Annotated in this window: 24 protein-coding genes and 1 pseudogene; 13 read left to right on the top strand and 12 right to left on the bottom strand. The window is 64.0% G+C overall.

All coding sequences use genetic code 11. The features are described from left to right. Positions 1-22 precede the first annotated feature (22 nt). The 6 genes from AAE027_RS34600 to AAE027_RS34575 form a co-directional block, all read right to left on the bottom strand. On the bottom strand, positions 23-439 hold the full coding sequence (locus AAE027_RS34600; protein ID WP_370990691.1) for a DUF2946 family protein: 417 nt from the start codon (positions 437-439) through the stop codon (positions 23-25). Positions 440-817: 378 nt separating this feature from the next. Further along, entirely contained in the window at positions 818-2,881 is a 2,064-nt protein-coding gene (locus tag AAE027_RS34595) for a hypothetical protein (protein ID WP_370991000.1), read from the bottom strand. Beyond that, positions 2,878-3,027, bottom strand: a complete 150-nt coding sequence (locus AAE027_RS34590) for a hypothetical protein (protein ID WP_370991001.1) — start codon at positions 3,025-3,027, stop codon at positions 2,878-2,880. The genes AAE027_RS34595 and AAE027_RS34590 overlap by 4 nt, the downstream gene beginning before the upstream one ends. Next, complete coding sequence (locus AAE027_RS34585; RefSeq protein ID WP_370991002.1) at positions 3,024-5,837, bottom strand: DUF4159 domain-containing protein; 2,814 nt, start codon at positions 5,835-5,837, stop codon at positions 3,024-3,026. The genes AAE027_RS34590 and AAE027_RS34585 overlap by 4 nt, the downstream gene beginning before the upstream one ends. Then, positions 5,834-6,778: a DUF58 domain-containing protein gene (locus AAE027_RS34580; RefSeq protein ID WP_370991003.1), complete on the bottom strand. Its 945-nt coding sequence runs from the start codon at positions 6,776-6,778 to the stop codon at positions 5,834-5,836. The genes AAE027_RS34585 and AAE027_RS34580 overlap by 4 nt, the downstream gene beginning before the upstream one ends. Further along, positions 6,778-7,776: an AAA family ATPase gene (locus AAE027_RS34575; RefSeq protein ID WP_091894323.1), complete on the bottom strand. Its 999-nt coding sequence runs from the start codon at positions 7,774-7,776 to the stop codon at positions 6,778-6,780. Before AAE027_RS34575 ends, AAE027_RS34580 begins: the two co-directional genes overlap by 1 nt. A 286-nt stretch (positions 7,777-8,062) precedes the next feature. Between AAE027_RS34575 and AAE027_RS34570 the strand changes: the two genes are divergently transcribed. The 5 genes from AAE027_RS34570 to AAE027_RS34550 are packed head-to-tail and all read left to right on the top strand — an operon-like array spanning position 8,063 to position 11,633. After that, complete coding sequence (locus tag AAE027_RS34570; RefSeq protein WP_128935620.1) at positions 8,063-8,674, top strand: DUF1285 domain-containing protein; 612 nt, start codon at positions 8,063-8,065, stop codon at positions 8,672-8,674. Beyond that, positions 8,671-9,342, top strand: a complete 672-nt coding sequence (locus AAE027_RS34565; protein ID WP_091894319.1) for a CoA pyrophosphatase — start codon at positions 8,671-8,673, stop codon at positions 9,340-9,342. The genes AAE027_RS34570 and AAE027_RS34565 overlap by 4 nt, the downstream gene beginning before the upstream one ends. Next, entirely contained in the window at positions 9,339-9,602 is a 264-nt protein-coding gene (locus tag AAE027_RS34560; RefSeq protein ID WP_091894317.1) for a DUF6111 family protein, read from the top strand. The genes AAE027_RS34565 and AAE027_RS34560 overlap by 4 nt, the downstream gene beginning before the upstream one ends. Before the next feature lie 10 nt (positions 9,603-9,612). Then, on the top strand, positions 9,613-10,869 hold the full coding sequence (locus AAE027_RS34555; RefSeq protein ID WP_091894315.1) for a CCA tRNA nucleotidyltransferase: 1,257 nt from the start codon (positions 9,613-9,615) through the stop codon (positions 10,867-10,869). Beyond that, positions 10,866-11,633 (top strand): sulfite exporter TauE/SafE family protein, encoded by a 768-nt coding sequence (locus AAE027_RS34550; protein WP_091894313.1) that lies wholly within the window; start codon positions 10,866-10,868, stop codon positions 11,631-11,633. The genes AAE027_RS34555 and AAE027_RS34550 overlap by 4 nt, the downstream gene beginning before the upstream one ends. A 41-nt stretch (positions 11,634-11,674) precedes the next feature. Here AAE027_RS34550 and AAE027_RS34545 read toward each other — a convergent pair whose 3' ends face one another. Further along, entirely contained in the window at positions 11,675-12,238 is a 564-nt protein-coding gene (locus AAE027_RS34545; RefSeq protein ID WP_370991004.1) for a hemerythrin domain-containing protein, read from the bottom strand. Positions 12,239-12,540: 302 nt separating this feature from the next. On the opposite strand from AAE027_RS34545, the gene AAE027_RS34540 reads away from it, so the two are divergent. Continuing rightward, positions 12,541-12,720 (top strand): hypothetical protein, encoded by a 180-nt coding sequence (locus AAE027_RS34540; protein WP_128935614.1) that lies wholly within the window; start codon positions 12,541-12,543, stop codon positions 12,718-12,720. A 506-nt stretch (positions 12,721-13,226) separates the two neighbouring features. Here the strand turns inward: AAE027_RS34540 and AAE027_RS34535 are convergent. The 3 genes from AAE027_RS34535 to AAE027_RS34525 form a co-directional block, all read right to left on the bottom strand. Beyond that, a complete protein-coding gene (locus tag AAE027_RS34535; RefSeq protein ID WP_091894305.1) occupies positions 13,227-13,559 on the bottom strand; it encodes a GcrA family cell cycle regulator in 333 nt (110 codons plus the stop codon). Positions 13,560-13,598: 39 nt separating this feature from the next. After that, a complete protein-coding gene (locus AAE027_RS34530; RefSeq protein WP_370991005.1) occupies positions 13,599-13,769 on the bottom strand; it encodes a hypothetical protein in 171 nt (56 codons plus the stop codon). 140 nt (positions 13,770-13,909) lie between these two features. Next, positions 13,910-14,221 carry a hypothetical protein gene (locus AAE027_RS34525; protein WP_370991012.1) on the bottom strand — a complete coding sequence of 104 codons (312 nt, stop codon included), beginning with the start codon at positions 14,219-14,221 and terminating at the stop codon, positions 13,910-13,912. Positions 14,222-14,507: 286 nt separating this feature from the next. Between AAE027_RS34525 and AAE027_RS34520 the strand changes: the two genes are divergently transcribed. Together AAE027_RS34520 and AAE027_RS34515 are read left to right on the top strand one after the other, a co-directional pair. Next, entirely contained in the window at positions 14,508-15,302 is a 795-nt protein-coding gene (locus AAE027_RS34520) for a dienelactone hydrolase family protein (protein WP_370991006.1), read from the top strand. Positions 15,303-15,344: 42 nt separating this feature from the next. After that, complete coding sequence (locus tag AAE027_RS34515; RefSeq protein ID WP_370991013.1) at positions 15,345-15,623, top strand: ABC transporter substrate binding protein; 279 nt, start codon at positions 15,345-15,347, stop codon at positions 15,621-15,623. Positions 15,624-15,868: 245 nt separating this feature from the next. On the opposite strand, the pseudogene AAE027_RS34510 reads toward AAE027_RS34515, so the two are convergent. After that, a pseudogene (locus AAE027_RS34510) lies at positions 15,869-16,284 on the bottom strand (ABC transporter substrate-binding protein); the annotation flags it as partial. A gap of 295 nt (positions 16,285-16,579) precedes the next feature. Here AAE027_RS34510 and AAE027_RS34505 point away from each other — a divergent pair. From AAE027_RS34505 to AAE027_RS34485, 5 genes are all read left to right on the top strand, one after another. Continuing rightward, a complete protein-coding gene (locus tag AAE027_RS34505; protein ID WP_370991007.1) occupies positions 16,580-16,714 on the top strand; it encodes a hypothetical protein in 135 nt (44 codons plus the stop codon). 90 nt (positions 16,715-16,804) lie between these two features. Beyond that, positions 16,805-18,121, top strand: coding sequence for an ABC transporter substrate-binding protein (locus tag AAE027_RS34500; RefSeq protein WP_370991008.1), 1,317 nt, complete (start codon positions 16,805-16,807; stop codon positions 18,119-18,121). Positions 18,122-18,185: 64 nt separating this feature from the next. Continuing rightward, complete coding sequence (locus tag AAE027_RS34495) at positions 18,186-19,121, top strand: carbohydrate ABC transporter permease (RefSeq protein WP_128938047.1); 936 nt, start codon at positions 18,186-18,188, stop codon at positions 19,119-19,121. Between the two features lie 3 nt (positions 19,122-19,124). After that, positions 19,125-19,976: a carbohydrate ABC transporter permease gene (locus tag AAE027_RS34490; protein WP_370991009.1), complete on the top strand. Its 852-nt coding sequence runs from the start codon at positions 19,125-19,127 to the stop codon at positions 19,974-19,976. A gap of 76 nt (positions 19,977-20,052) precedes the next feature. Next, on the top strand, positions 20,053-21,144 hold the full coding sequence (locus tag AAE027_RS34485) for an ABC transporter ATP-binding protein (protein ID WP_370991010.1): 1,092 nt from the start codon (positions 20,053-20,055) through the stop codon (positions 21,142-21,144). Between the two features lie 289 nt (positions 21,145-21,433). Here the strand turns inward: AAE027_RS34485 and AAE027_RS34480 are convergent, their stop codons facing one another. Next, positions 21,434-22,180, bottom strand: coding sequence for a C13 family peptidase (locus AAE027_RS34480; RefSeq protein ID WP_370991011.1), 747 nt, complete (start codon positions 22,178-22,180; stop codon positions 21,434-21,436). Between the last annotated feature and the right edge of the window lie 164 nt (positions 22,181-22,344).

The following is a 22,344-nucleotide window of genomic DNA, read 5'->3' as shown; positions in this document are numbered from 1 at the left end:
GGGCGTGATCAAGCGTTGGAGGTCAGGAAGCGGGAGGGGCGCGGGGCTGGAACGCCGTGCCAGCCGATTTCAGATGGATGAATTCGGCATCTAGGGTGCGGTGGAGCAGCTCGATCGCCTGCGGCAGCAGCAGCACCGGCGGCGTCGCGAAAACGATTGTGCCCGCCAGCGCGACGGCGGCGCAGATCGCGCAATTGTCGTCGCCCGGATGCTCGCGGTCAGGACCGGCTGGCGATTGCTTCAGGACCGCGGCGCGGTCGATCGCAGCAACGCCTTTGGCGATGTCCTTGGCGCTGTCCGTCTGCTGCAGCGAGGATTGGGCGAGGGGCGCGGCCTGCGCGAACCAGTGGCTGTGGCCGAACGTCAGCGCGAACTGCACCAGCATCGCGAACAGCGCGAGCCGGGCAGCGTGCCTCACATTTGACCGAAACCATTTCATCCGAAAGCGCCCCACACCGCGCGGCCAATCCCCTGGCATCGCGGCGTTACAATGTAGCATCGCCCGATCGATCAGCGGATGTCAACTGTCGCCGGCGCGAGCCGCGCGGGGCGCTCATGCGATGTGTCGTTCGGGTAACTCAAGCGAGGTGAGTATTGGTTGAATCGATATGAGCCGAGTGTTCACCTCTCCCGTAGGGAGAGGTCGGATCGCATCGAAAGATGCGATCCGGGTGAGGGCTTACGGTCTTACGGTGCGCTGCGGCCCCTCACCCGGATTGCTCAGGCGCGCAATTGCGCGCCAAAGCAATCCGACCTCTCCCCGTTGGGGAGAGGTGAACCACGGACAGCCGACCGAGTTTCATCAAACTTCATGAGATCAGCGCCCTTCGCGGACCCAGGTCGCGGCGAAGGCGCCGAGCAGCAGCAACAGGCCGATCAGCCCGGCGAAGATCGGCAGCACGCCGACGCCCTTCACCACGCTGGCGTCGCGCATCCGCACGCCCATCCAGCCGTCGCCATGGAAGACACTGGTGGAGCGCACTGGCAGGATGCGTGGCAGCTCGACGCTGTTGCCGTCGACGACGCGCACGGCATTGCCGCCGGTTGCCTGCGTCAGCGGCCTCAATGTCTCGGTGGTGGAGGTGACTTCCGAAAACTCCTTCGGATTGGTCGGGCCGACATTGATCAGCGCCTTCAGCGTGCCGTCCGTGGCCTGCCACAGGCCGAGCTCGTTCGCCGGCAGGCTGGCGCGCCACTCGCCGGGATCGCCGGGGCTGAGCGTCAGATCGTGCGACACGCCCGACGGCGAGGTCACGTTCACCGGCTGGACGCTGTCCGACATGGTCTGGCGTACCACGACGAGATCCTTGCCCTGCACCTGGAGGCGCAGCGCTTCTTCATCCAGATCCGGTTGCTTCATCAGCCAATGCGACATCCGCCTGAGCAGGTCGAGATGCGGCCCGCCGCCCTCATAGCCGCGCGCCCACAGCCAGATGTGATCTGACAGCAGCAGCGCAACGCGGCCCTCCCCAAAGCGCGACAGGAACAGCAGCGGCTTGCCGTCGACCCCGGTCATCACAGGCGGGTTGACCGCATTGCGGGTGTCGACGGTGCGGAAGAACCGGCTCCAGTGCGGCGGCTCGGATCCCGAGCCCTCCAGCCCGCGCGTGACCGGATGGCGTTTGCCGATGTCGGACAGATGCGCGTAGAACGGCTTTTCCGTCACGCCGACGGGCTCGGCCGGCAACACCGAATCCAGCGGTGTGCGCCAGATGCTGGTGTTGGAGGCGTAGTCGGGGCCGGCCGAGACCAGCACCGCGCCGCCCGAGCGCACATAGCGCGCGATGTTGTCGAAGTAGGCGATCGGCAGCACGCCCTGGCGGGCGTAGCGGTCGAAGATGATCAGCTGGAATTCGTTGATCTTCTGCTGGAACAGCTCGCGGGTCGGAAACGCGATCAGCGACAATTCGTTGATCGGCGTGCCGTCCTGCTTCTCCGGCGGACGCAGAATGGTGAAATGCACGAGATCGACGCTGGCGTCGGATTTGAGCAGATTGCGCCAGGTGCGCTCACCTGAATGCGGCTCGCCCGAGACCAGCAGCACCCGTAGCTTGTCGCGCACGCCGTCGATGGCGACGACCGCGCGGTTGTTCACCGGCGTCAATTCTCGTTCGAGCGGCGAAGCCTCGATCTCGACGATGTTCGGGCCGGCATGCTTGATGTCGACGTCGACGCTCGCGGCCTGGCCGCTCGATAGCGTGCGCTCGTTGATGACTTCACCGTCGCGGCGGACCGTGACCTTGGCGCGCTCGCCGGAGACGCCCTGATCGTCGAGGCGGTAGCTGATGGTCTGGGTCTGCCCGACGATGCCGAAGCGCGGCGCCGCCGTGATCGCGATGCGGCGGTCGCGCTCGTCCTTCTGCCCGGTGACCAGCGCTTGCACCGGCGCCTGGAAGCCGAGCGCGGCGGCGTTCGCCGGAATGTCGTGAACGCGGCCGTCGGTGATCAGGAACGCGCCGGCGACGCGGTCGACCGGCACGTCCGACAAGGCCGAGGCGAGGGCGCCGAACAGTTTCGTGCCGTCGGTCTCGCCGTCGGCCTGTCCGGCATCGACGACGCGGACTTCGAGGCCCTTGATCTTCTTCAGGCTGTCGACCAGCGCTTCCTGCGCCTGCGCGGCCTCGCGATTGCGGTTGCCAAAGTTCTGGCTCGGGCTCTTGTCGACGACGACGGCGGCGACCGAGGTGAGGGGATCGCGGTCCTCGCGCGTGAAGGAAGGATTGGCAAGCGCCAGCAGGAACAGCGCCAGCGCGGCCACGCGCACGGCCGCGCCGCGTGCGCGCGCCAGCAGCAGCACGAGCGCGACGACGACGATCGCGGCCAGCGCAAGCCACAGGACGATCGCGGGAACAAGCGGCGTGAACGCGATGCCGTAATTCATGTCGATGCTTTCTCGGCATCGTCATGCCCGGGCTTGTCCCGGGCATCCACGTTCTTCATGCCTTGCGGCAAGGCGTGGATGGCCGGGACAAGCCCGGCCATGACGGCTTTGTTTTGGCGAGCATTGAGTTCCAAAGCTCGCATCATTGCCCCAGCCGTTCGATCAGGGCCGGTGCGTGCACCTGGTCGGCCTTGTAGTTGCCGGTCAGGGTGTACATCACGATGTTGGCGCCGGCGCGGTAGGCGAATTCGCGCTGGCGGGTATCGCCGCCGGTCACCGGCAGCATGGCCTGGCCGTCGGGCCGCACCGCCCAGGCGCCGGCGAGGTCGTTCGAGGTGATGATGATCGGCGAGACGCCGTCGCCGCCGCGCGCCGGCCGCTGCGCGCTGTCCTCGTCCTCGTCGCGCGGCAGGGTCTCGACCCAGGTCTGGCCGGTGACGAAGCGGCCGGGGAAGTCGCGCAGCAGGTAGAAGGTCTTGGTCAGCACGTGCTCGCGCGGCACCGGCTCGAGCTCGGGCACGTCGAGCGAGGACAGGATCTCGCGCAGCGTCTGCATGGCCGGCGTTTGCGCCGCGCCGTTCGCGCCGGCCGGTGCTTCGATCGCGTCGCGCGTGTCGAACAGCACGGTGCCGCCCTGCTTCATGTAGGCGTCGATCTTGTTGATGGCATCCTGCGGCGGCTTGGGCGCCCCGGGCACGATTGGCCAGTAGATCAGCGGGAAGAAGGCGAGCTCGTCGCGCGCGGGATTGACGCCGACGGGATCGCCGGCCTCGAGCGCAGTGCGCTGCGCCAGGAACAGCGTCAGCCCGTTCATCCCGGCCTTGACGATGGAATCCACGTCGGCATTGCCGGTCACGACATAAGCGAGGCGGGTCTGCGACACCGCCTTCATCGCGAACTCGTCCGTGACGCCGTCGGCGCGCGCTGGCGTCGGCGAGAACGCCGCGACGCCCGCGAGCACCAGCGCGAAGACGATCATCGCTGGCGCAGCGCGGCGGCGCAGCAGCGCGGCGATCCCGCCGCCGAGCAGCGCGACGATGATGGCGTCGATCAGGAACAATGCCAGCGCCGTCGACAGCAGCCAGCCGCGCAAGTCCCGCGGCTCGGCATTGGTGTAGGTGGCGTGCCGGGCGCGCAGGCTCGCGGTGTTCAGGGCCGCGATGCGGTCGGCGGCGGCAAGCGTGTTCACGGCGAGCGGTCCTTCGGCCGGACCATAGAAGCCCGGCGGATGATCGGGTGTGGCGCGGTCGCGATAATCCGCCGGCAGTGGTTTTGCGGTGGCCGGCGGCGGGCCGAAGGCGCCGAAGCCGTCGAGGATGTGCAGCGGCGCCACCGTCTCGGCGGTCGTCTCGGCCGCGACCCCGGCACCGGGTTTGGCGGTGTAGCCGGACATGTCGACCACCCGCCGCAGCATTTCGACGAAGGTGCCTGACATCGGCAGATCCGACCAGCGCATGTCGGCGCTGACGTGGAACAGGCTGACCAGGCCCTTGCCGCGATGCTCGCCGGTCACCAGCGGCGTGCCGTCCTCCAGGGAGGCCCAGCTCTTGGTGGCGAGCACCGCGTCGGGCTCGGCCAGCACTTGGCGGCTCACGGTGACGTCCTTGGGGGCCACGACGCCGGCAAACGGGCCATCGGCAGCGAAGGAGGCGAGATGCTGCGGCTTCTCCCAGGTCAGGCTGCCGCCGAGCGTGCGGCCGCCCTTGCGCAGCTTGACCGGCACGAGATCGTCTTCGGCCTGCGCCAGCCGGGGCCCTGCGAACCGCACCAGCACGCCGCCCTGATCGATCCAGGCATTGAGGCGCTCGCGCAGCTCAGGCGCGATGGTGCCGACGTCGGCGAGGATGATCATCGGCAGCTTCTGGTCGAGGAATTGGGTGATGCCCTGCTGCGGCGAGCCCTTGTCGGCGAGCCGCACGTCGGCGAACGGCGCCAGCGCGCGGGTGAGATAGAAGGTCGGCGCCAGCAGCGGCTGCGCAGTTTCGCTGGTTGAGCCCGAGACGATGCCGATGGCGCGGCGGCGCCAGCGCTTGTCGAGCAGCTGCACCGCGCCGGCGGAGCGCTCGCCCGAGATCTCGAGTCGCGTGATGTCGTTGCGCAGCTCGACCGGCAGATCGAACGCCGCGTCGGTCTCCTTGTCCTGCGGACCGAATGAATAGCGGGCTTCTCCGATCGGCGAGGCTTTCTGATCCAGCGCGCGCACGGTGCCGACGGCGATGCCGCTGTCGGTGCGCAGCACCTTCACCGTCATCCTGGCCGCGGCGTTCTCGGCCGCGACCAGCGCCAGCGGCGCCGAGGTGCCGCCTTCGAACACGGTCAGGCTGCGATCGCCGATGGTCTTGCCGAGGCCAGCTACGAATTCCTCGCCGCGGCCGGTGTCGACGCCGTCGGACAGCCAGGCGATCTCGCAGTCGCCGGTGGCTTTGAGGAAACGATCGACCGCGGCCAGGGTCTCGACCCGGTCGATCGAATAGGGCTTTGGCGCGAGCTGGCGCAGCGCGACGCGCGCCGCCCCCGCCGGCATCAGGGTGATGTCGCGGTTCGGCTCGGACAGCGGCACCAGGGCGATGGCGCGGCGGTCATTGTCGGCGTTGGCGATCAGCTCGTCGGCGGCCCTGATCCTGACGTCCCAATGCGACGCCGCGCTCCAGCCGTCGTCGAACATGATCATCAGCGGCGCCTTGCTGCCGGCAAGACCCGTCTGCGGATTCCAGATCGGGCCGGCGGCGGCGAAGATCACCAGCGCGGCCGCGAGCAGGCGCAACGCGGTCAGCCACCACGGCGTCCGCGAGGGCGTCTCTTCGCGCGGCGCGATATCGAACAACAGCCGTGTCGGCGGAAACTCGATCCGGCGCGGCCGCGGCGGCATCACCCGCAGCAGCCACCACAGCACGGGCAGGCTGACGAGGCCGATCAGGAGCAGCGGTTCGGTGAAGGCGAGCGGCAATCCCATCATGCGGCCGGCCCCGCCTTGATCGTGGTGGTGCGGGCGCCCGACTTGCTCACCTGCAGGCCGGCATGCAGGAACAATAGCAGTTCGGCGGCCGAGCGGTCGGTCGCATGCGTCGTGAACAGCCAGTCGAGCTTGTTGGTCTCGGCGCGGATCTGGTCGCGGTGCAGCGTGAGCCGCGTCGTGTAATCCTGCACCCAGCTCTCGGCCCGGCCGGCGGTGATCACGCCGAACCCTTCCGGCTCGACGAACTCGATGCGGCCGGAGTACGGAAACGACTCTTCGGCGGGATCGACGATCTGCACCATGGTGCCATGCGCGCCCGAGCCGGATAGCCCTGCGAGCGTTGTCCTGATCTCGGAGATCGGCGACCAGAAATCCGACAGCACGATCGTCTCGGCAAGCGCCGAGGGCACGAAGGACGGCGGCAGGCTGAGGCGTTCGGCGTCGTCATGCAGCATCGCCTGCGCCATCTTGTCGATCACGCTGCGGCTCGCGGTCGGCGCCATCAGCCCGGGAATGCCGACGCGTTCGCCGCCGGACACCAGCAGTTCGGCCAGCGCGAAGGCGACGATCAGTGTGCGTTCGAGCTTGGATTCGCGCGCGGTCTTGGAGGCGAAGGCCATCGAGGGCGAGCGGTCGGGCCAGATCCAGACCGTGTGCGCGGCTTCCCACTCCTGCTCGCGGACGTAAAGATGGTCGTCACGCGCCGAACGCCGCCAGTCGACGTTCTGCGACGGCTCGCCCGAGACGAAGCGACGATACTGCCAGAAACTTTCGCCGGAGCCGGCGCGGCGCCTTCCGTGCAGGCCGTGGATGACGTTGGCGGCGATACGGCGGGCCTCGAGCACCAGGCGCGGCAGCGAAGCGGCGAGCGTGCGGCTTTCGCCATCGGCACGTCGGATCGCTATGATCTCCTTTGCTGTGTGCCCGTTCTCTGCCGCCATCAACCGATCCGTGTCTTCAATTGCCGGATCACGTCCGGAATCGTGCGTCCTTCGGCGCGCGCCTGGAACGTCAGCGCCATGCGGTGCTTCAGCACGGGCTCGGCGAGGTCGAGCACGTCGTCGACAGAGGGCGCGAGACGGCCGTCGATCAGCGCACGCGCGCGCACAGCCAGCATCAGCGATTGGCTGGCGCGTGGGCCGGGTCCCCAGGCGATGAACTTGCCGGCTTCGCCGGCGTCGGGACCCGGACGGGCCGAGCGCACCAGCGACAGGATCGCCTCCACCACGGAATCGCCGACCGGCAGGCGGCGGATCAGCCGCTGCGCGGCGATCAGCGCATCGGCGGTCATCGATCCCCTGGCCAGCGTCTCCTCGGCGCCGGTGGTCTCGAACAGGATGCGGCGCTCGGCGTCGCGATCGGGATAATCGACGTCGATCTCCATCAGGAAGCGGTCGAGCTGCGCCTCGGGCAGCGGATAGGTGCCTTCCTGCTCCAGCGGGTTTTGCGTGGCGAGCACGTGGAACGGCTTCGGCAGGTCATGGCGCGCACCCGCAACCGTGATGTGCTGCTCCTGCATCGCCTGCAGCAGCGCCGACTGCGTGCGCGGGCTGGCGCGGTTGATCTCGTCGGCCATCAGGAGCTGCGCGAACACCGGACCTGCAATGAAGCGGAAGGCGCGCCTGCCCGCGGTGCTCTCATCCAGCACCTCGGCGCCGAGAATGTCCGACGGCATCAAATCGGGCGTGAACTGGATGCGCTTGGCGTCTAAGCCGAGCGTGACGCCGAGCGTCTCGACCAGCTTGGTCTTGGCGAGGCCCGGGACGCCGATCAGCAGCGCATGACCGCCGGAGAGGATGGTGACGAGCGTGTTCTCGATCACGCGATCCTGGCCGAAGATGACGGACGCGATCGCCTCTTTCGCGGCGCGAATCTGGCCCGACACCTGCTCGGCCGAACGGACGATGCCGTCCTCGAGTTTCTCGATACTTTCCGCCATTCGCTCGCTCCTTCAGCCTGCCACGCGGCTTGCCTGCGTCGTCACGTCAGCACTCCACCTCAGCAGATCACGTGAGGTCATCCGTCGGATCATGGGCCCTATGCTAGACTTGCAGGAAGGCCATGTATTCGTTGAATTAACCTATCCCCACCTTATCGGCTTCGGGTTATGTACGGCATCACGAAGTGGCGACCTCGCGCACCGGACTCGTCCGGAGTGGAACCGCTCACCGAGGTACAACGTAGACCTGCACCAATCGTGCCAAATGACAAAGTCAGGGCAAACCATGGCGAACCAAGGGCAGAGTGCCGATCGCGGTCTCGAGGGGCTGACTGCCGCCGCCAAGAGCGCTGCCAATGCCGAAGGCGCCAAAAAGGGCCTGCCTCCGGTGCATCTGTGGAATCCGCCGTTTTGCGGGGATCTCGATATCCGAATCGCCTCTGATGGTACTTGGTTCTACATGGGAACGCCAATCGGCCGTCACGCGCTGGTCCGCCTGTTCTCGACCATCCTCAAGCGCGAGGGCGACAAGCATTTCCTGGTCACGCCGGTGGAGAAGGTCGGCATTCGCGTCGACGACGCACCGTTCATGGCGGTCGAGATGCTGAAGCACGGCGAGGGCAGCCACCGCGTGCTGAGCTTCCGCACCAATGTCGACGATTGGGTCACCTGCGACGCCGCGCACCGGCTGCGCTTCGAGCAGGCGAAGGACGGCGGGCTGACGCCCTATCTGCATGTCCGCGCCGATCTCTGGGCTAAGGTCACCCGCGCGCTCTATTACGATCTGGTTGACATGGGTGAGGAGCGGATGGTCGATGGCCAGCCGATGTTCGGCGTCGAGTCGGCCGGCGAATTCTTCGCCATGGCCGACGCGGAGCAGGTGAGGGCCGCGCTTTGAACAAAACTATCCTGAAGAACGATCCGGTCGCGCTCAGCGCGGCGGATTTCTTCGCCCGCTCCAGGGCCAGGCTCGGCTTCGACGTCCCGCCTGGCCTCTATGATCCGAACATCATTCCCGCCTCGGGCGATCCAGGCACCGACAAGATGCTGGAGATCATCGCGCGCGAGCAGCCGGTGCGGCCGGCGGCGGTCCTGATCGCGGTGGTCGACCATCCCGAGCCGACCATCCTGCTGACGCAGCGCTCGGCGCATCTCAACGACCATGCCGGCCAGATCGCCTTTCCCGGCGGCAAGATCGACGCGACCGACTCCTCCCCGCTCGATGCGGCGCTGCGCGAGGCCGAGGAAGAGGTCGGGCTGTCGCGCGACTTCGTCGAGCCGATCGGCTATCTCGATCTCTACGGCACCGCCTTCGGCTTCCGCATCCTGCCGACGGTCGCGAGGGTCAGGCCGGGCTTTGCGCTCACCATCAACCATTCCGAGGTTGATGACGCGTTCGAAGTGCCGCTATCCTTCCTGATGAACCCGGTGAACCACCAGGTGCACAGCAAGGAATTCCGCGGCATGGAGCGGTTCTACTACGCGATGCCGTTCGCGGAACGCTACATCTGGGGTGCGACGGCGGGTATGCTGCGTGTGCTTTATGAGCGGATCTATTCATCATGATCCGGACGGTTCTGACCGAGATCGGAATCTTCCTCATCCCCTTTGCCGTCTATGCGCTGTTCCTGGCCGCCAGCCGTTCCGGCCTGTTCGTGCAATCGTCCTGGCCGGTCTATGTCGTCGCTCGCCTCGTCCTGGTGGCGCTTGTGCTGGTGATCGCGGGGTTGATCGGCCTCGCGCATTTCTCCGGCGCGGCGCCGGATTCGACCTACGTTCCCGCCCATATCGAGAACGGCAAGCTCGTGCCGGGCGTGGAAAAATAGGGGCCGACGGATGATCGCGGAGCCTTTACTTGTCCATGCGCCCTGGCTGACCGCAGGCGGGACCGCGCGCGTCCTGCAATTGCTGGGCGCGGACGGCGAAGAGGCGCGGGTGGTCGGCGGCGCGGTGCGCAACGCGCTGCTCGGTCTTAAGCCCGGTGACATCGACATCGCGACCACCGCGTTGCCGGACGAAGTGATGCGGCGCGCCAAGGCCGCCGGCATCAAGAGCGTGCCGACCGGCATCGATCATGGCACCGTCACGCTCGTGATCGACGGGCATCCCTATGAAGTGACCACGCTGCGCGAGGACACCGAAACCTTCGGCCGCAAGGCCAAGGTCGCGTTCGGCCGCGACTGGGTGAAGGACGCCGAGCGGCGCGATTTCACCATGAACGGCCTGTCGGTCGATGCTGATGGTGTCGTGCACGACTATGTCGGCGGGATCGCGGATGCCAGAGCGCGTCGCGTGCGCTTTATCGGCGATCCCGGCCAGCGCATCGCCGAGGATTATTTGCGCATCCTGCGCTTCTTCCGCATCCACGCCGCCTTCGGCGCCGGCGAGCCAGACCGCGACGGCTATCTCGCCTGCATCCGGGGACGCGCGGGCCTGGCTAGCCTCTCGGCCGAGCGGGTGCGCATGGAGATGCTCAAGCTGCTGGTGGCCGGCGGTGCGTCCGCGGCCGTGCTGGCCATGGCCGAGGGCGGATTGCTGCAAGCGCTGACCGGGGGCGTCGTCTATACGGGTCCGCTGTCGGCGATGATCGCGATCGAGTGCGAGCTCAGCCTGCCGGCGAATGCCACGCGGCGCCTGGCCGCGCTGGCGGTCGCCGTGACCGAAGATGCCAAGCGCGTCGCCGCGCGGCTGCGGCTCTCCAATACCGAGACCAAGGCGCTGGATTCGATGGGACACCGCTGGTGGCGCTTGGTCACCAAGGATGAGGCCGATGCACGCCGGCTGCTCTATCGGCTCGGCGCCGAGCGCTATCACGATCGCGTGTTGCTGGCCTGGGCGCGGGCCGGCGGCGACGTCGGATCGTCGCGATGGCGTGCGCTCGCCGAGCTGCCGCAGCGCTGGACTGCGCCGAAATTTCCGCTGAAGGCCGCCGACTTCATCGCGCGCGGCATGGCGGAAGGGCCTTCGCTCGGACATGTGTTGACGCTCGCCGAGGACGCTTGGCTTGCGGCGGATTTTCCACTAGAGCAAGCCGCGCTCGCTTCCATCGCCGATCAAGCTGCGGCACGCGTCAGCCGCGATGAGAGAACGTGACCATCGTCTCAGGCTTCGCCGACATCTCGATTTTTCAGCTCCTGCTGGTCGCGTTGATGGCGTTGTTGGCTTCGATCATCGGTGGTCTCGCCGGTTACGGCACCGGCGCCTTGATGCCGCTGGTGCTGGTGCCGCTGGTCGGCGCCGAGCCCGTGGTGCCGATCATCGCGATCTCCGCCATCTTCACCAATTGCAGCCGCGCCATCGCCTATCTGCGCCATGCCGACCGCCGCCGCGCGCTGATCGTGCTTCTCTGTGCGGCGCTGACGACCGCGCTCGGCGCCTATGGCTATACGCGGCTGACCAATGCGGGCGCGGCGCTCGTGATCGGCTCCATGCTGATCCTGAGCGTGCCGCTGCGCCGCGTGCTGCGCCGCCGCGAGGTCAGGATCGGCGACACCGGCCTTGCCGCCGGTTCGATCGGTTATGGCGTGCTGGTCGGCGGTACCTCGGGCTCCGGCGTGATCCTGCTGTCGCTGCTGATGGCCGCCGGCCTCGAAGGCGCGGCGGTGATCGCAACCGATGCGATGATCTCGCTCGGCACCGGCCTGATCAAGATCTCGGTGTTCGGCCTTGCCGGTGCTGTGACCGCGCAGGTGCTCGCCTTCGCGCTGCTGATCGGCGCGATTGCGATCCCCGGTGCGTTCCTCGCAAAAGCCTTCGTCGAGCGGATGCCGGTGCACATCCACACCGCGATCTTGGACGTCGCGGTGATCACCGGCGGGCTGGTGATGATCTCGGCGGCGGCGAGGCAGCTGACCTGATACACGGTCGAGGCATTGACGGCGCTGCCAGTGGAGCGCTTCTAACGTCGTCCGACTTCAGACTCGTGCTCCATCTGCAAGATGCGCTGTCGCAGCGCGCCGAAGGTCTCTTCGGCAGCCTCGCTAAACAGCGGATCCTCATGATCGATTGAGGTCGAAGCGATTTCGCTCCAATCTGCAGGCTTTAGAGCCTTGAGAGCGGCAGGAAAGAAATCGCGGTCTTCAATCATGATGTGACGCCGCTCGCTCTCTATGAAGTCGCGAACGATATTGTCCACGTTTTGCCGAAGGATTTCCCGATCCGACAGGACACCGTCGATCGCCCGAGCAACGCGGCGCAATCGATCGGTCCCCTTTTGGTGCTCAAGTCTCAGGTTGCCGACGCTAGCCGCCGCAGCCGGATCCCGAAGCTCTAGCTTGGCAAGGACCAGCTCCTCCAGGGGATGATGGTAAATCTCGGGATAGAGTTCGAAGTAGCTGATGATTGCGCGAATGACCTCATAGTCGGGGTGGTCGCCGCGATCGAAAATCTCAAGCTCGTGCTCAAGCACGGCGAGCAGCGTCTCAATATTGCGGTGTTCTTGGGATAGGCGCTCAATGATCATTGTGGCCTCCAACGAACCATTGAATGATCAAAGCTATCCTGAAAGCGATTCAGAATCTTGCGCTGGATCAAACCCGGGGGATCGGGTCGCCGGGCTGAACAGCCCGCCCCCGCATCTGACTGCACCCGACCGGCGCAGCACCTCGCGCAGGTCTGACGGAACAGATCGCCCCCCATGCCATCCAGAGGCAAAGCACGTTCTCCTCCTTCACTTCCGCAACCGTCCGCGCTGGCCGCCAATTTCGTGCCTGCCCCGCCGAAAAGGGGTAGAGTGCCCCAGGGTCACATCCGAGGAGCAACACCATGACCCAACTCCCCGAGCTGGTTCCGGCCGAGATCGACCGGCACGTCTTCGCGATCATGCCCGACACGATGCCGCCCCGAGATCCTGATGACGACGAAGAGGATGAGGAGGAAGAGCAAGACGATGAAGAGAACCAAACCGACGAACCGCCGGTCGTGCGCGAGCCGGACGAGGACTAAGCAGGACGCTTAGACGTCGCCTGAGTTTCGGCGAGTGCGGTCCCCAGCGTGCGTGCGGCGCGCTGGTGCGTCCGGCGGCTTCCAAGGTCGGTCTGATTCCGAGAGCAGCGGGCAGGCGCTGAATGGACCACGGTTCTCGGCGCAGCAACCTATCGGCGTTCGCAGGTAGAGGAGGTGAGCATGACTCTCATATGGCTTGGTGTGCTCCTTGTTTTCGTCGGCGTACTCCAAATGGCGTTTCAGCCCATCTGGCGAGGCCGATTCAGCGGTGGGAAGTGGCTTCGCTCCGGACGTGACACGCTGGAACCTGAAAGGCCAGGTAGCGGCTTCGGCATCAAATCGAACTGGCCTGGGCTCGTGATGGTCGCGCTTGGCGGCGCTTTCTTGCTGGCCGGAGCTGCCATCTGAGTTGAAAGCAGACGAAGGCTTGGGAAGCTACACGACGGAAGAACCCGTCGAGCTGAGCCAGGCACTGACGAAAGCGCAACGACGTTCGTGGTGAGCTCTTAGCCGGTGTTTCTGACCGCCTCAGCCAGCATGGCGTAAAGCTGCTGCTTGCTGAATTCCTTGGGCTGCTGCTGCCTCTCCGCTGTGTTCCGCGACACCTTCTTTGCGACCGGACGGACGCAAGCTGCCGACGACGTCGGCCTCAGCTTCGGGGGCGGCCTTATCTTGGGTCTTGCCGTGGGCGGCTTGTGGCCGCGCTTCAGGCCCTGACGAGTCAGCATGCCGCAGACCGCGTTACGACTGCACCCGAGACGGCGCGCGATCTGCGCTGCGCTCTGTCCTGCGGACCAGAGCCTAGTGAGGAGCGCTATGTCTTTCGCATCCCAGCCCATGGCAGATATTATAGCGCCGACTGTCGAGCACGCGCTAGCCTAGTCTTCGTCCGGCTCGCGCACGACCGCCGGTTCGTCATCGTCCTCTTCGTCGTCTTCCTCCTCCTCGTCTTCATCGGGATCTCGTGGCGGCATCGCGGTGCCCATAAGCACCAGCGGTATCCGGTCGATCGCTGTGATGGAAAATGCTTCGAAGGTGTGTTGCTTCATGTCGTTGTGCTCCTCGAAAAGCACGCGCAATCGAATGGCACGCGCATGCCCAGGGCGTGATCGCCGCAAACGCGACGGGGACATCAGGTCGACGACATGAGCAAGGACGGCACCCGCCACGCAACTGGTGCGGTTTGCGGCTACTTGATGCCCGAGGACCCATTAGGCTCGATGTTCACCAAAACCTCACCGGCAGCGATTTCGGGAACTCCAAGATCGAGGTCATGCAGACTGGCTTGAACAAACGCCAGTATCTTGGCGTTCGCTGCATTGGCGCTTTCGCGGTCGTCAAATATCATCACGGCGATCCCGACACCGTCGCCGGCATCCAGCACATGGTAAGATCTGAAGCCGTGCGATTGCCTGAGGATCTCGCCGACGCCGCTCTTGGCGCGGCGGGCGGCGTCCGCGACCGAACGAACCTTGGTGTACTTGCGAATGACCATGTACATGGGGCCACCACGCGCCACTCGCCCCCACCCATCAAAGCATATCGCTCCCGGTCGGACCAGAGCCTACTTTCCGAGATGGGCCACAGCGCCCGGTTGGGCGGTCCGCGCAACGCGCCTTGTCATCCAGCGACCAACCGCAATGTCGGCACGCTCCGCCTCAAGCTGGAGGTCCGGAAACTTGAAGTTTAGGCGCAGCCACCGAGGGCACCTGCACGGGTTTCAAAGCCTAGCGCAGGAGTCGCTGGTATGCCAATTTAGTCTAGTGCCAAACCCGCGGGAGGTTAGCATGCGAACGAACATAGTGGGAGCACTTTGCGCCATCGCAATGGTCGCGAGCGCACACGCAGCGGTCAGGGAAGAGCCGGTCACCTACACGGATGGCCAGACCACGATGAAGGGCTTCGTTGTCTACGACGACGCGACCCAGGCCAAGCGGCCCGGCATCGTCATGGTGCCCGAATGGTGGGGCATCACCAAGCATATCCATAACGAGGCACGGAAATTCGCACAGCAGGGCTACACGGCGTTCATTGCGGACATGTACGGCGACGGCAAGACCGCCGACAACCCGAAGGACGCCGGCGCGCTCTCGGGATCCGTGATGAAGGATCCGAAGGCGATGGAGGCGCGCTTCAACGCAGCGCGGGAGCAACTCGCCAAGCAGGCCTCGGTCAATCCCCAGCGGATCGGCGCAGTCGGTTACTGCTTCGGCGGCGCGGTGGTGCTGAACATGGCACGCGCCGGCGCTGATCTCGCCGCCGTTGCGGGCTTTCACGCATCACTTGGTCTGAACACTCCTGCACCGGCGCCGGGAACCGTCAAATCTAAAATCCTCATTCTGAACGGCGCGGACGACCCGTTCGCGAAGCGCGAGCAGTACGATGCGCTCAAGAAGGATTTCGACGCAGCGAAGGCCGATTATCGGATCATCGAGTATCCCGGCGCTGTGCACGCGTTCACGAACCCCGAAGCGACCGAACTCGGCAAGAAGTTCAATTTGCCGCTCAGATACGACGCCAAGGCTGATCAGGAAGCGAAGGCGGAAGCAGCCAAGTTCTTCGCCGCAAACCTTCAAAAATGATCAAAAGGGCCACCGCAGGGTGGCCCTTTACGACGCGCCTCCATTGCCGAACTCGCCGGGAAACTTCATCTTCCGATCATCTATCCCTTTCGCGACTATGTGGATTCAGGTGGGCTGATGAGCTATGCGCCGGATCTGGGCGAACTTGCCCAACGCCTTGCCATCGACGTGCATCAGATCCTGAACGGGACCAAGCCCGGCGACATCCCGATCTATCGGCCCAACAAATTCCAGTTGGTCATCAATCTGAAGGCTGCCAAGGCGCTCAGCCTCGAAATGAGCCCGACACTCCTCGCCGGCGCCGACGAGGTAATTGAATGATGTACTCTTGTGGCCCGATCCTGCCTAGCTCGATGCCGGTCCAAGCGTCGGCTGTTGGATGTAGACCGGAAGGGGCTCGCAACGGTGCAGACTGCCGATTTTGACCCCATATGAGACGTCGGCAGGACCCTCGACCGTGGCCATCGATAACCGCCCGATTCGATTGACGCACTATCTGCACCGAAGGGACCTGCAAGCGAGGCCGACAAACGTCTGCTCGTTGGACAACGACGTGACCCGCGACTTCACATGCGCAAGTAGCCTTCAACCTCGCCCTCAGCCCAGGCGAGCGTCTTCTCTAGCGGCTCGCCCTGCATGTGGCGGACTGTCATCTGGGTCATGAGGCCCTAGGAATATATCTGCACTGCGATCTTGAGCGGTGTTGGCTGCGCGGCAATCGATAGGATCTGGTGGTTGTAGGGATTCGGGTAGTGGTAGAGCGTGCCCTTCGGCGGTCCTTCGTCGGCCCAGGTCTTGAGCGTCGTCAGGTTGTCGAAGGCCCGAAGGTCGTGGCCTCCGCTCGCGGCCACCATCCTTTCGATTGCCTTCGGCTGCGACAGGTGCGCCAGCAGGCTCTTTGCCGTCGGCTTGCTCTTGGTGAAGGACCAGATCTCCAGAAGAAAGGAATGAAGGGTGCGAAGCGGCCCTTTGGACCCGCCGGCGACCTGGCGCGATTGCCCCAAAGGAGACTCGTCAATTGGCCACGAACCCGCAAAGAGAGCCGAAGTGAGACCATGGCCGGCGCGTCAAAGCTAGCACTTGATTTCCTGCTGCGACGGGCGACAATGACGTCACGCCAGCTTCCGGTACTGAACTTTATATAAGACGGGGAAAACCCGCTTGGCCACGGCAATACCGTCGCTGCGCGGGAGGGACCGTTATGACGGTGCGGTTCATGTTGCAGCGCCGACACGATCCGGGCCGCCGGGCGTATCGCCGCGACGATTGGGAACGACGTGGTCGCGCCGCTGCTCTGCGAAGAATTCACCATGTTTCGCGGCGAACTCGCCACCACGGCGCTGCAAGTGGAACACCTACAAAAGATCATCGAGCCAACGTATTGCGCAGGCGACAGCGTGGGCATGCGTTGAGCCACGGAGGCGCGATAGGCTGAAAGGGAGTCCAAGCCGGCGTAAGACCGGCCGAAGGGCATCAGCTCAGACACACCGAGGGAGGGATGCATGACGACGGTAACCCGACGTAACGTCCTCAAGGGCGGTGCCGCGGTTGTGGGCGGCATGGCCGGCATCTTGGCGACCGGCAGGGCGCCCGCCTATGCGCAAGCCACCACGGTGCACTGGCTGCGCTGGACCGACTTCGTTCCGGCGTCAGATCAGCTTCTGCGCAACGAGATCGCCAAGGAGGGCGAGAAGGCGCTCGGCATAAAGCTCAATATCGAGACCATCAATGCCAACGATATCCAGGCCCGCGTCACCTCGGCTATCCAGTCGGGGTCAGGCCCGGACGTCGTCTGTGTCCTCAACAATTGGGGGCAACTTTACGGCGAGAGCGTCGTGGATGTCAGCGATCTCGCTGAGGCACTCGGCAAGAGCCAGGGCGGCTTCTACGAAACATCCCGCGCGGTCGCCAATGACGGAAAAAAATGGATCGCAGTGCCGTGGTGCATCGTCGGCCTGCAGATCGCATACCGAAAGTCCTGGTTTGCCGAGATCGGCTACACGGATGGAAAATTTCCCCAGACTTGGGAAGAGTATCGCGAGGCCGGCAAGAAGCTGAAGGCAAAGGGACGGCCGATCGGCCAAACGCTGGGTCACACGTTCGGCGATGCGCCCGCCTTCGCTTACCCCTACCTGTGGTCCTGGGGCGGCAAAGAGGTCGAAGCAGACGGCAAGACGGTTGTGCTGAATAGCCCAGCGACAGTCGAGTCGGTAAAGTTCATGGTGGCCTTCTGGAAGGACGCCCACGATGAAGGCGGGCTCGCCTGGGACGATTCCAACAACAACCGCGCTTTTCTGTCCGGGACGTGCAGCGCCACGCTCAATGGCGCCTCGATCTACATCGAGGCTCTGCGTAAGCCGGATACCTACAAGACGGAGGCAGGCGGGCAATTGAAGGACGACATCCTGCACGCCGCGCTGCCCAAGGGCCCCGGCGGGCAGTTCAGCTATCACGTCCCGTTCTCGAACCTCCTGATGGGTTATTCGAAGAACCAGGATGCGGCGAAGAAATTCCTTGGCTGGATTCACTCCAAGGACGTCTACGACAAGTGGTTCGTCTCCCAGAAGGGCTTCTCAGTCGGCCCGACCACGGATTGGGAAAAGCACAAGCTGTGGGGCGACGACCCGATCATGCTGCCCTACAAGCAAGCGGCGCGCACAGGGCGCTTCGCTGGCTACCAAGGCCCCTCTACGCGCAAGGCAGCCGAGGTCGTTACCAAGTACATCATCATTGATATGTACGCAAAGGCCGTCCAAGGCATGCCCGCCGAGGATGCCGTGAAGTGGGCAGAGGCTGAGCTCAAGAAGGTCTACGTCTGAGGTTAAGCCGTCCCTCTCCCGTTTTCGTAGGGGAAGGGAATCTTCCGGCCGACGAGGATCGAACATGGCGATAAGCGCGGTTTCCGCCACCACGCTCCGCGAGGCGCCCCCTCCGCGGCGACAGCGGTTGCTCGAGGACGAGCGCTGGTTGGCATTCGTGCTGCTGGTGCCGACCATCGCGCTGCTCGGCATGTTCATTGCCTATCCCTTCATTCGAGGGATATTGCTGTCGGTCACCAACTCGCGCGTCGGTATGCCCGGCGACTTCGTCGGCCTCGCTAACTTCTACAAGATCTTCAATGACGGAATCTTTCGCACCTCCGTTTACAACACCTTCCTCTATACGGGCGTGACCACCGTCTTCAAGCTGGCGCTCGGGCTGTGGCTGGCCATGCTGCTCAACCGTAATTTCCGCGGCAAGGCCTTTACCCGTGCTTTCATCCTGCTGCCTTTCATTATCCCGACCGTGCTCTCGACTTTCGCCTGGAAGTGGATGTTCGACCCGACGTTCAGCGTTCTCAATTGGCTCCTCTACCATTTCGGCTTGATCACCGGTCGGATCAATTGGCTGGGCGATCCGGACCTCGCCATGATCTCGATTATCATCGTCAACATCTGGCGCGGGGTGCCGTTCTTTGCCATCAGCCTGCTCGCAGGCTTGCAGACTATCAGTCCCGAACTCAACGAGGCCGCTGCCATCGACGGCGCCAAGCCGTGGCAGCGGTTCTGGCACATCACCTGGCCGCTGCTGCTGCCCGTGACCATGGTCGTGGTGCTGTTCTCAGTGATTCAGACGTTCGCCGACTTCCAGATCGTCTATGTGATGACGGGCGGCGGACCAGCCAACGCAACGCACCTGTTTGCCACCTACGCCTATCAGATTGGTATCGGCACCGGCCTCTTGAGCGAGGGCGCCGCAATATCGCTCGCAATGTTTCCGGTCCTGTTTCTGGTCGTCATCATCCAACTTCTCTACATCCGCCGCGTGGAGGTCCGCTGAGCCATGATCGAAGGCGCAAGGTGGCGAAAGTGGATATTCTTCTACGTCCCCATGGCGCTGTTCCTGCTTTTCCTGCTGTTCCCGTTCTACTGGATGGTGATCACTTCGGTGCGGCCGGACGGCGAGCTTTACCGGCCTTGGAATTCGATCAACTACAATCCGTTCTGGACTTGGAAACCGACCTGGGACCATGTCAGGTACTTGTTCGAGGAAACGCTGTTCGCATCGTGGCTGTGGAACACGACGTTCATCGCGCTCGCGTCAACCGCTATCTCGCTCGTGTGCGGCGTGTTCGCCGGCTATGCTCTGTCGCGGCTGAACTTTCCATTTGCCGGCAGCCTGGGCACCGGCATCTTCATTACTTATCTGGTACCGCAAACGCTGCTGTTCATTCCGCTGGCAGAGATCATACGCAACTATCGGCTGGGTGACACGCCTTGGTCACTGATTCTGACCTATCCGACCTTTCTTATTCCGTTCTGCACCTGGCTCATGATGGGCTACTTCAAGGCGGTACCCAAGGAGCTCGAGGAATGCGCGCGCATTGATGGCGCCTCGCGCTGGCAGGCTATGCTCTACATCGTCATCCCGGTGGCGATCCCGGGCATCCTCTCGGCCGGCATCTTCGCTTTCACGCTGTCGTGGAACGAGTTCATCTATGCGCTTGTCTTCCTGTCCTCGCCTGAGCAGAAGACTGTGCCGGTCGGCGTCACATCGGAGCTGATCCGTGGCGATGTATTCTACTGGGGACCGCTGATGGCTGGGGCCCTGCTTGGATCGATACCGGTTGCTATCGCCTATTCGTTTTTCGTCGAGCACTACGTCGCAGGATTGACCGGATCGGTGAAGGGCTGACAGCACGACGGATCATAGGGATTCGAAGGCGCGAATCCAGATTGCGCATAGGTCGTTGGGAGGCAGGTGAAAGTGAATGGGCCAGGTCGTCCTCAAGGGGATCAACAAGTTCTTTGACAGCGTGCACGCTGTCAAAGACGTCAATCTGCAGATCCGCGATAAGGAGTTCGTGGTGTTCGTCGGCCCCTCCGGCTGTGGCAAGACGACGACGCTCAGGATGATCGCCGGGCTTGAAGCGATCAGTTCCGGCGACATTTCCATCGACGGCAACGTGGTCAATGAATTGGCGCCCATGGACCGCGACATTGCCATGGTGTTCCAGAACTACGCGCTGTACCCGCACATGAGCGTGTACGACAACATGGCGTTCGGCCTGAAAATGCGCAAATTCGAAAAGCCCGAGATTGACAAGCGCGTGCTGGAGGCGGCTGACATCCTCGGCATCGGCGAATTGCTAAAGCGCAGGCCTCGCCAGCTCTCAGGCGGCCAGCGCCAGCGCGTGGCGTTAGGCCGTGCTATCGTGCGCCACCCCCGCGTGTTCCTGTTCGACGAGCCGCTGTCGAACCTTGATGCCAAGCTGCGGGTGCAGATGCGCGTTGAGCTGAAGAAGTTGCATCTGCGACTCGGCACTACAGCCATTTACGTTACTCATGATCAAGTCGAAGCCATGACGCTGGGTGACCGGGTCGTGGTCATGAAAGACGGCGTGGTGCAGCAGGTTGGGGAGCCGCTCGAGCTGTACAATCGGCCCGCCAACAAGTTTGTCGCCGGCTTCATCGGCTCCCCGGCCATGAATTTCGCCGCCGTTACGGTGACCGAGGCGAACGGATCGCTGATCGCCGAGAACTCCGGTCTGCGCATCAGGCTGCCGGACGAGGCCGCGCAGCGGCTGCGCGGCCATATCGGACGCGAGGTCTTGCTCGGCGTGCGTCCGGAGGACCTCACCGTGGCCGGTAGCGTTGATCTCGGCCACCCATGCTTCGATGCTGTGATTGAGGTGGTCGAGCAACTCGGCTCGGAAATCCTGCTCGATATGAAGGTCGGCGAGAGCATCATGGTGGCGAGCATCGAGCCGACCGCGAGGGTGAGGGTGGGCGATAAGCTGCGCGTTGCCATGCGGCCTTCCAGGCTTCACGTTTTCGACGCGCAGACCGAGGCGGCCATCTAACGCCGGCAGTTGGCCAATTCCGGCGGTTCGCTCAGGACTGGTGACCTCCCTGTCACCAGCTTCGATGACGCCCGGCGAGTGCGAGGGCTGCTGGCCTAACTATTCCCGAGCCCTTCTTGCTACGTGCTGACGGGGGTTATTGATGATGCCATTTGATGCGGCGGTACGGAGTCCGTTATTGGCCCCGAATGCGAAGTCTAAGGGGGCCGCCAAGCAGTCTGCTTATCGGGGGTGACCGGAAACGGCGATGCGCCCGCGAGCAACAGCCTTTGCGCTCGCGGCCGGTTGTTCAAGGGCGTCCGACAAGCAATGGCAGCACGTCTGCACCGCCCGCCATGAGCGGATTCGACGGCTCGAAATGTTCCCGCAATTCTCGCTTCCGGACGAGTGAGCGCGCATCGAGAAACGCATCCTTCAGGCTGACGGCTTTCCGGAGCGCGACATTGAAAAAAGCGTCGCCAAAATAGGTCCACTTGGCCTTGTCCTGGCAGCCGAACGACGGATGCTTGTCATCGGCCGCGGTGATGACCAGCACATCGGGACTCGCCAGGCGCGGGATAAAAACTCCGGAATAACAAGCCGAGATGACCACCACCTTGTGTCGCACACCTGTCTTCGCGAGCATGTCGCGGAGACGAGATGGTGTAAGCGTTTCTGTGAGCCGCCCCGCCTTGATTGCAAGGCCATCAGGAGAGCCATGCGAGGTGAGAATCAAAAAGAGAACGTCTTTCTCGGGATCCAAGCGGTTGGCTGCCGTCTGCAACGACTTGGTCAGAGCTTCGATCGTTGCACGTCCCCCTTTCTTGGAATTGTACTCCACGTTGATCGGTCCAGTCTCGAAACGGCCGGCCACGACCTCAGCCGCGCCGGTCGCCTCGGATCTAAACACGCCTTGATCCCCGTACAGACCAAAGGACACCACGCCAACCTTTGCAGAGTCCTCAATCGCATGTACCGGAGGAATCAACGGCCAGATGGTCAGAAAAAAAGCGACGAGCGGCGCGCCGAGCCGCCTGATCCAGGACCTGGAGGTCATCGCGAACCTCGTTTCGAGATCGCCGCTACAGAACTGCGGCTCAACACAAAATAGCGGAAAGCCAGTTAATTTCCATCCTTCGGAATGGCACGTGCACGGGTCCGCTTATGGCCGATTCTGTTGAAAAAGACGGCTGTTGCGACGCAGAGATATCAGTGATTCAG

This window comes from Bradyrhizobium sp. DN3 (genome assembly GCF_041357655.1).
Taxonomy (GTDB): domain Bacteria; phylum Pseudomonadota; class Alphaproteobacteria; order Rhizobiales; family Xanthobacteraceae; genus Bradyrhizobium.
Note: the sequence above shows the minus strand (reverse complement) of the source record. Positions and strands in the feature narration are given on the sequence as shown.

Coding starts and splice junctions, on each gene's coding strand:
- AAE027_RS34600 (WP_370990691.1), bottom strand. CDS start 439: ATGAAATGGTTTCGGTCAAATGTGAGGCACGCTGCCCGGCTCGCGCTG.
- AAE027_RS34595 (WP_370991000.1), bottom strand. CDS start 2,881: ATGAATTACGGCATCGCGTTCACGCCGCTTGTTCCCGCGATCGTCCTG.
- AAE027_RS34590 (WP_370991001.1), bottom strand. CDS start 3,027: ATGATGCGAGCTTTGGAACTCAATGCTCGCCAAAACAAAGCCGTCATG.
- AAE027_RS34585 (WP_370991002.1), bottom strand. CDS start 5,837: ATGATGGGATTGCCGCTCGCCTTCACCGAACCGCTGCTCCTGATCGGC.
- AAE027_RS34580 (WP_370991003.1), bottom strand. CDS start 6,778: ATGGCGGCAGAGAACGGGCACACAGCAAAGGAGATCATAGCGATCCGA.
- AAE027_RS34575 (WP_091894323.1), bottom strand. CDS start 7,776: ATGGCGGAAAGTATCGAGAAACTCGAGGACGGCATCGTCCGTTCGGCC.
- AAE027_RS34570 (WP_128935620.1), top strand. CDS start 8,063: ATGGCGAACCAAGGGCAGAGTGCCGATCGCGGTCTCGAGGGGCTGACT.
- AAE027_RS34560 (WP_091894317.1), top strand. CDS start 9,339: ATGATCCGGACGGTTCTGACCGAGATCGGAATCTTCCTCATCCCCTTT.
- AAE027_RS34555 (WP_091894315.1), top strand. CDS start 9,613: ATGATCGCGGAGCCTTTACTTGTCCATGCGCCCTGGCTGACCGCAGGC.
- AAE027_RS34545 (WP_370991004.1), bottom strand. CDS start 12,238: ATGATCATTGAGCGCCTATCCCAAGAACACCGCAATATTGAGACGCTG.
- AAE027_RS34540 (WP_128935614.1), top strand. CDS start 12,541: ATGACCCAACTCCCCGAGCTGGTTCCGGCCGAGATCGACCGGCACGTC.
- AAE027_RS34535 (WP_091894305.1), bottom strand. CDS start 13,559: ATGGGCTGGGATGCGAAAGACATAGCGCTCCTCACTAGGCTCTGGTCC.
- AAE027_RS34530 (WP_370991005.1), bottom strand. CDS start 13,769: ATGAAGCAACACACCTTCGAAGCATTTTCCATCACAGCGATCGACCGG.
- AAE027_RS34525 (WP_370991012.1), bottom strand. CDS start 14,221: ATGTACATGGTCATTCGCAAGTACACCAAGGTTCGTTCGGTCGCGGAC.
- AAE027_RS34520 (WP_370991006.1), top strand. CDS start 14,508: ATGCGAACGAACATAGTGGGAGCACTTTGCGCCATCGCAATGGTCGCG.
- AAE027_RS34500 (WP_370991008.1), top strand. CDS start 16,805: ATGACGACGGTAACCCGACGTAACGTCCTCAAGGGCGGTGCCGCGGTT.
- AAE027_RS34495 (WP_128938047.1), top strand. CDS start 18,186: ATGGCGATAAGCGCGGTTTCCGCCACCACGCTCCGCGAGGCGCCCCCT.
- AAE027_RS34490 (WP_370991009.1), top strand. CDS start 19,125: ATGATCGAAGGCGCAAGGTGGCGAAAGTGGATATTCTTCTACGTCCCC.
- AAE027_RS34485 (WP_370991010.1), top strand. CDS start 20,053: ATGGGCCAGGTCGTCCTCAAGGGGATCAACAAGTTCTTTGACAGCGTG.
- AAE027_RS34480 (WP_370991011.1), bottom strand. CDS start 22,180: ATGACCTCCAGGTCCTGGATCAGGCGGCTCGGCGCGCCGCTCGTCGCT.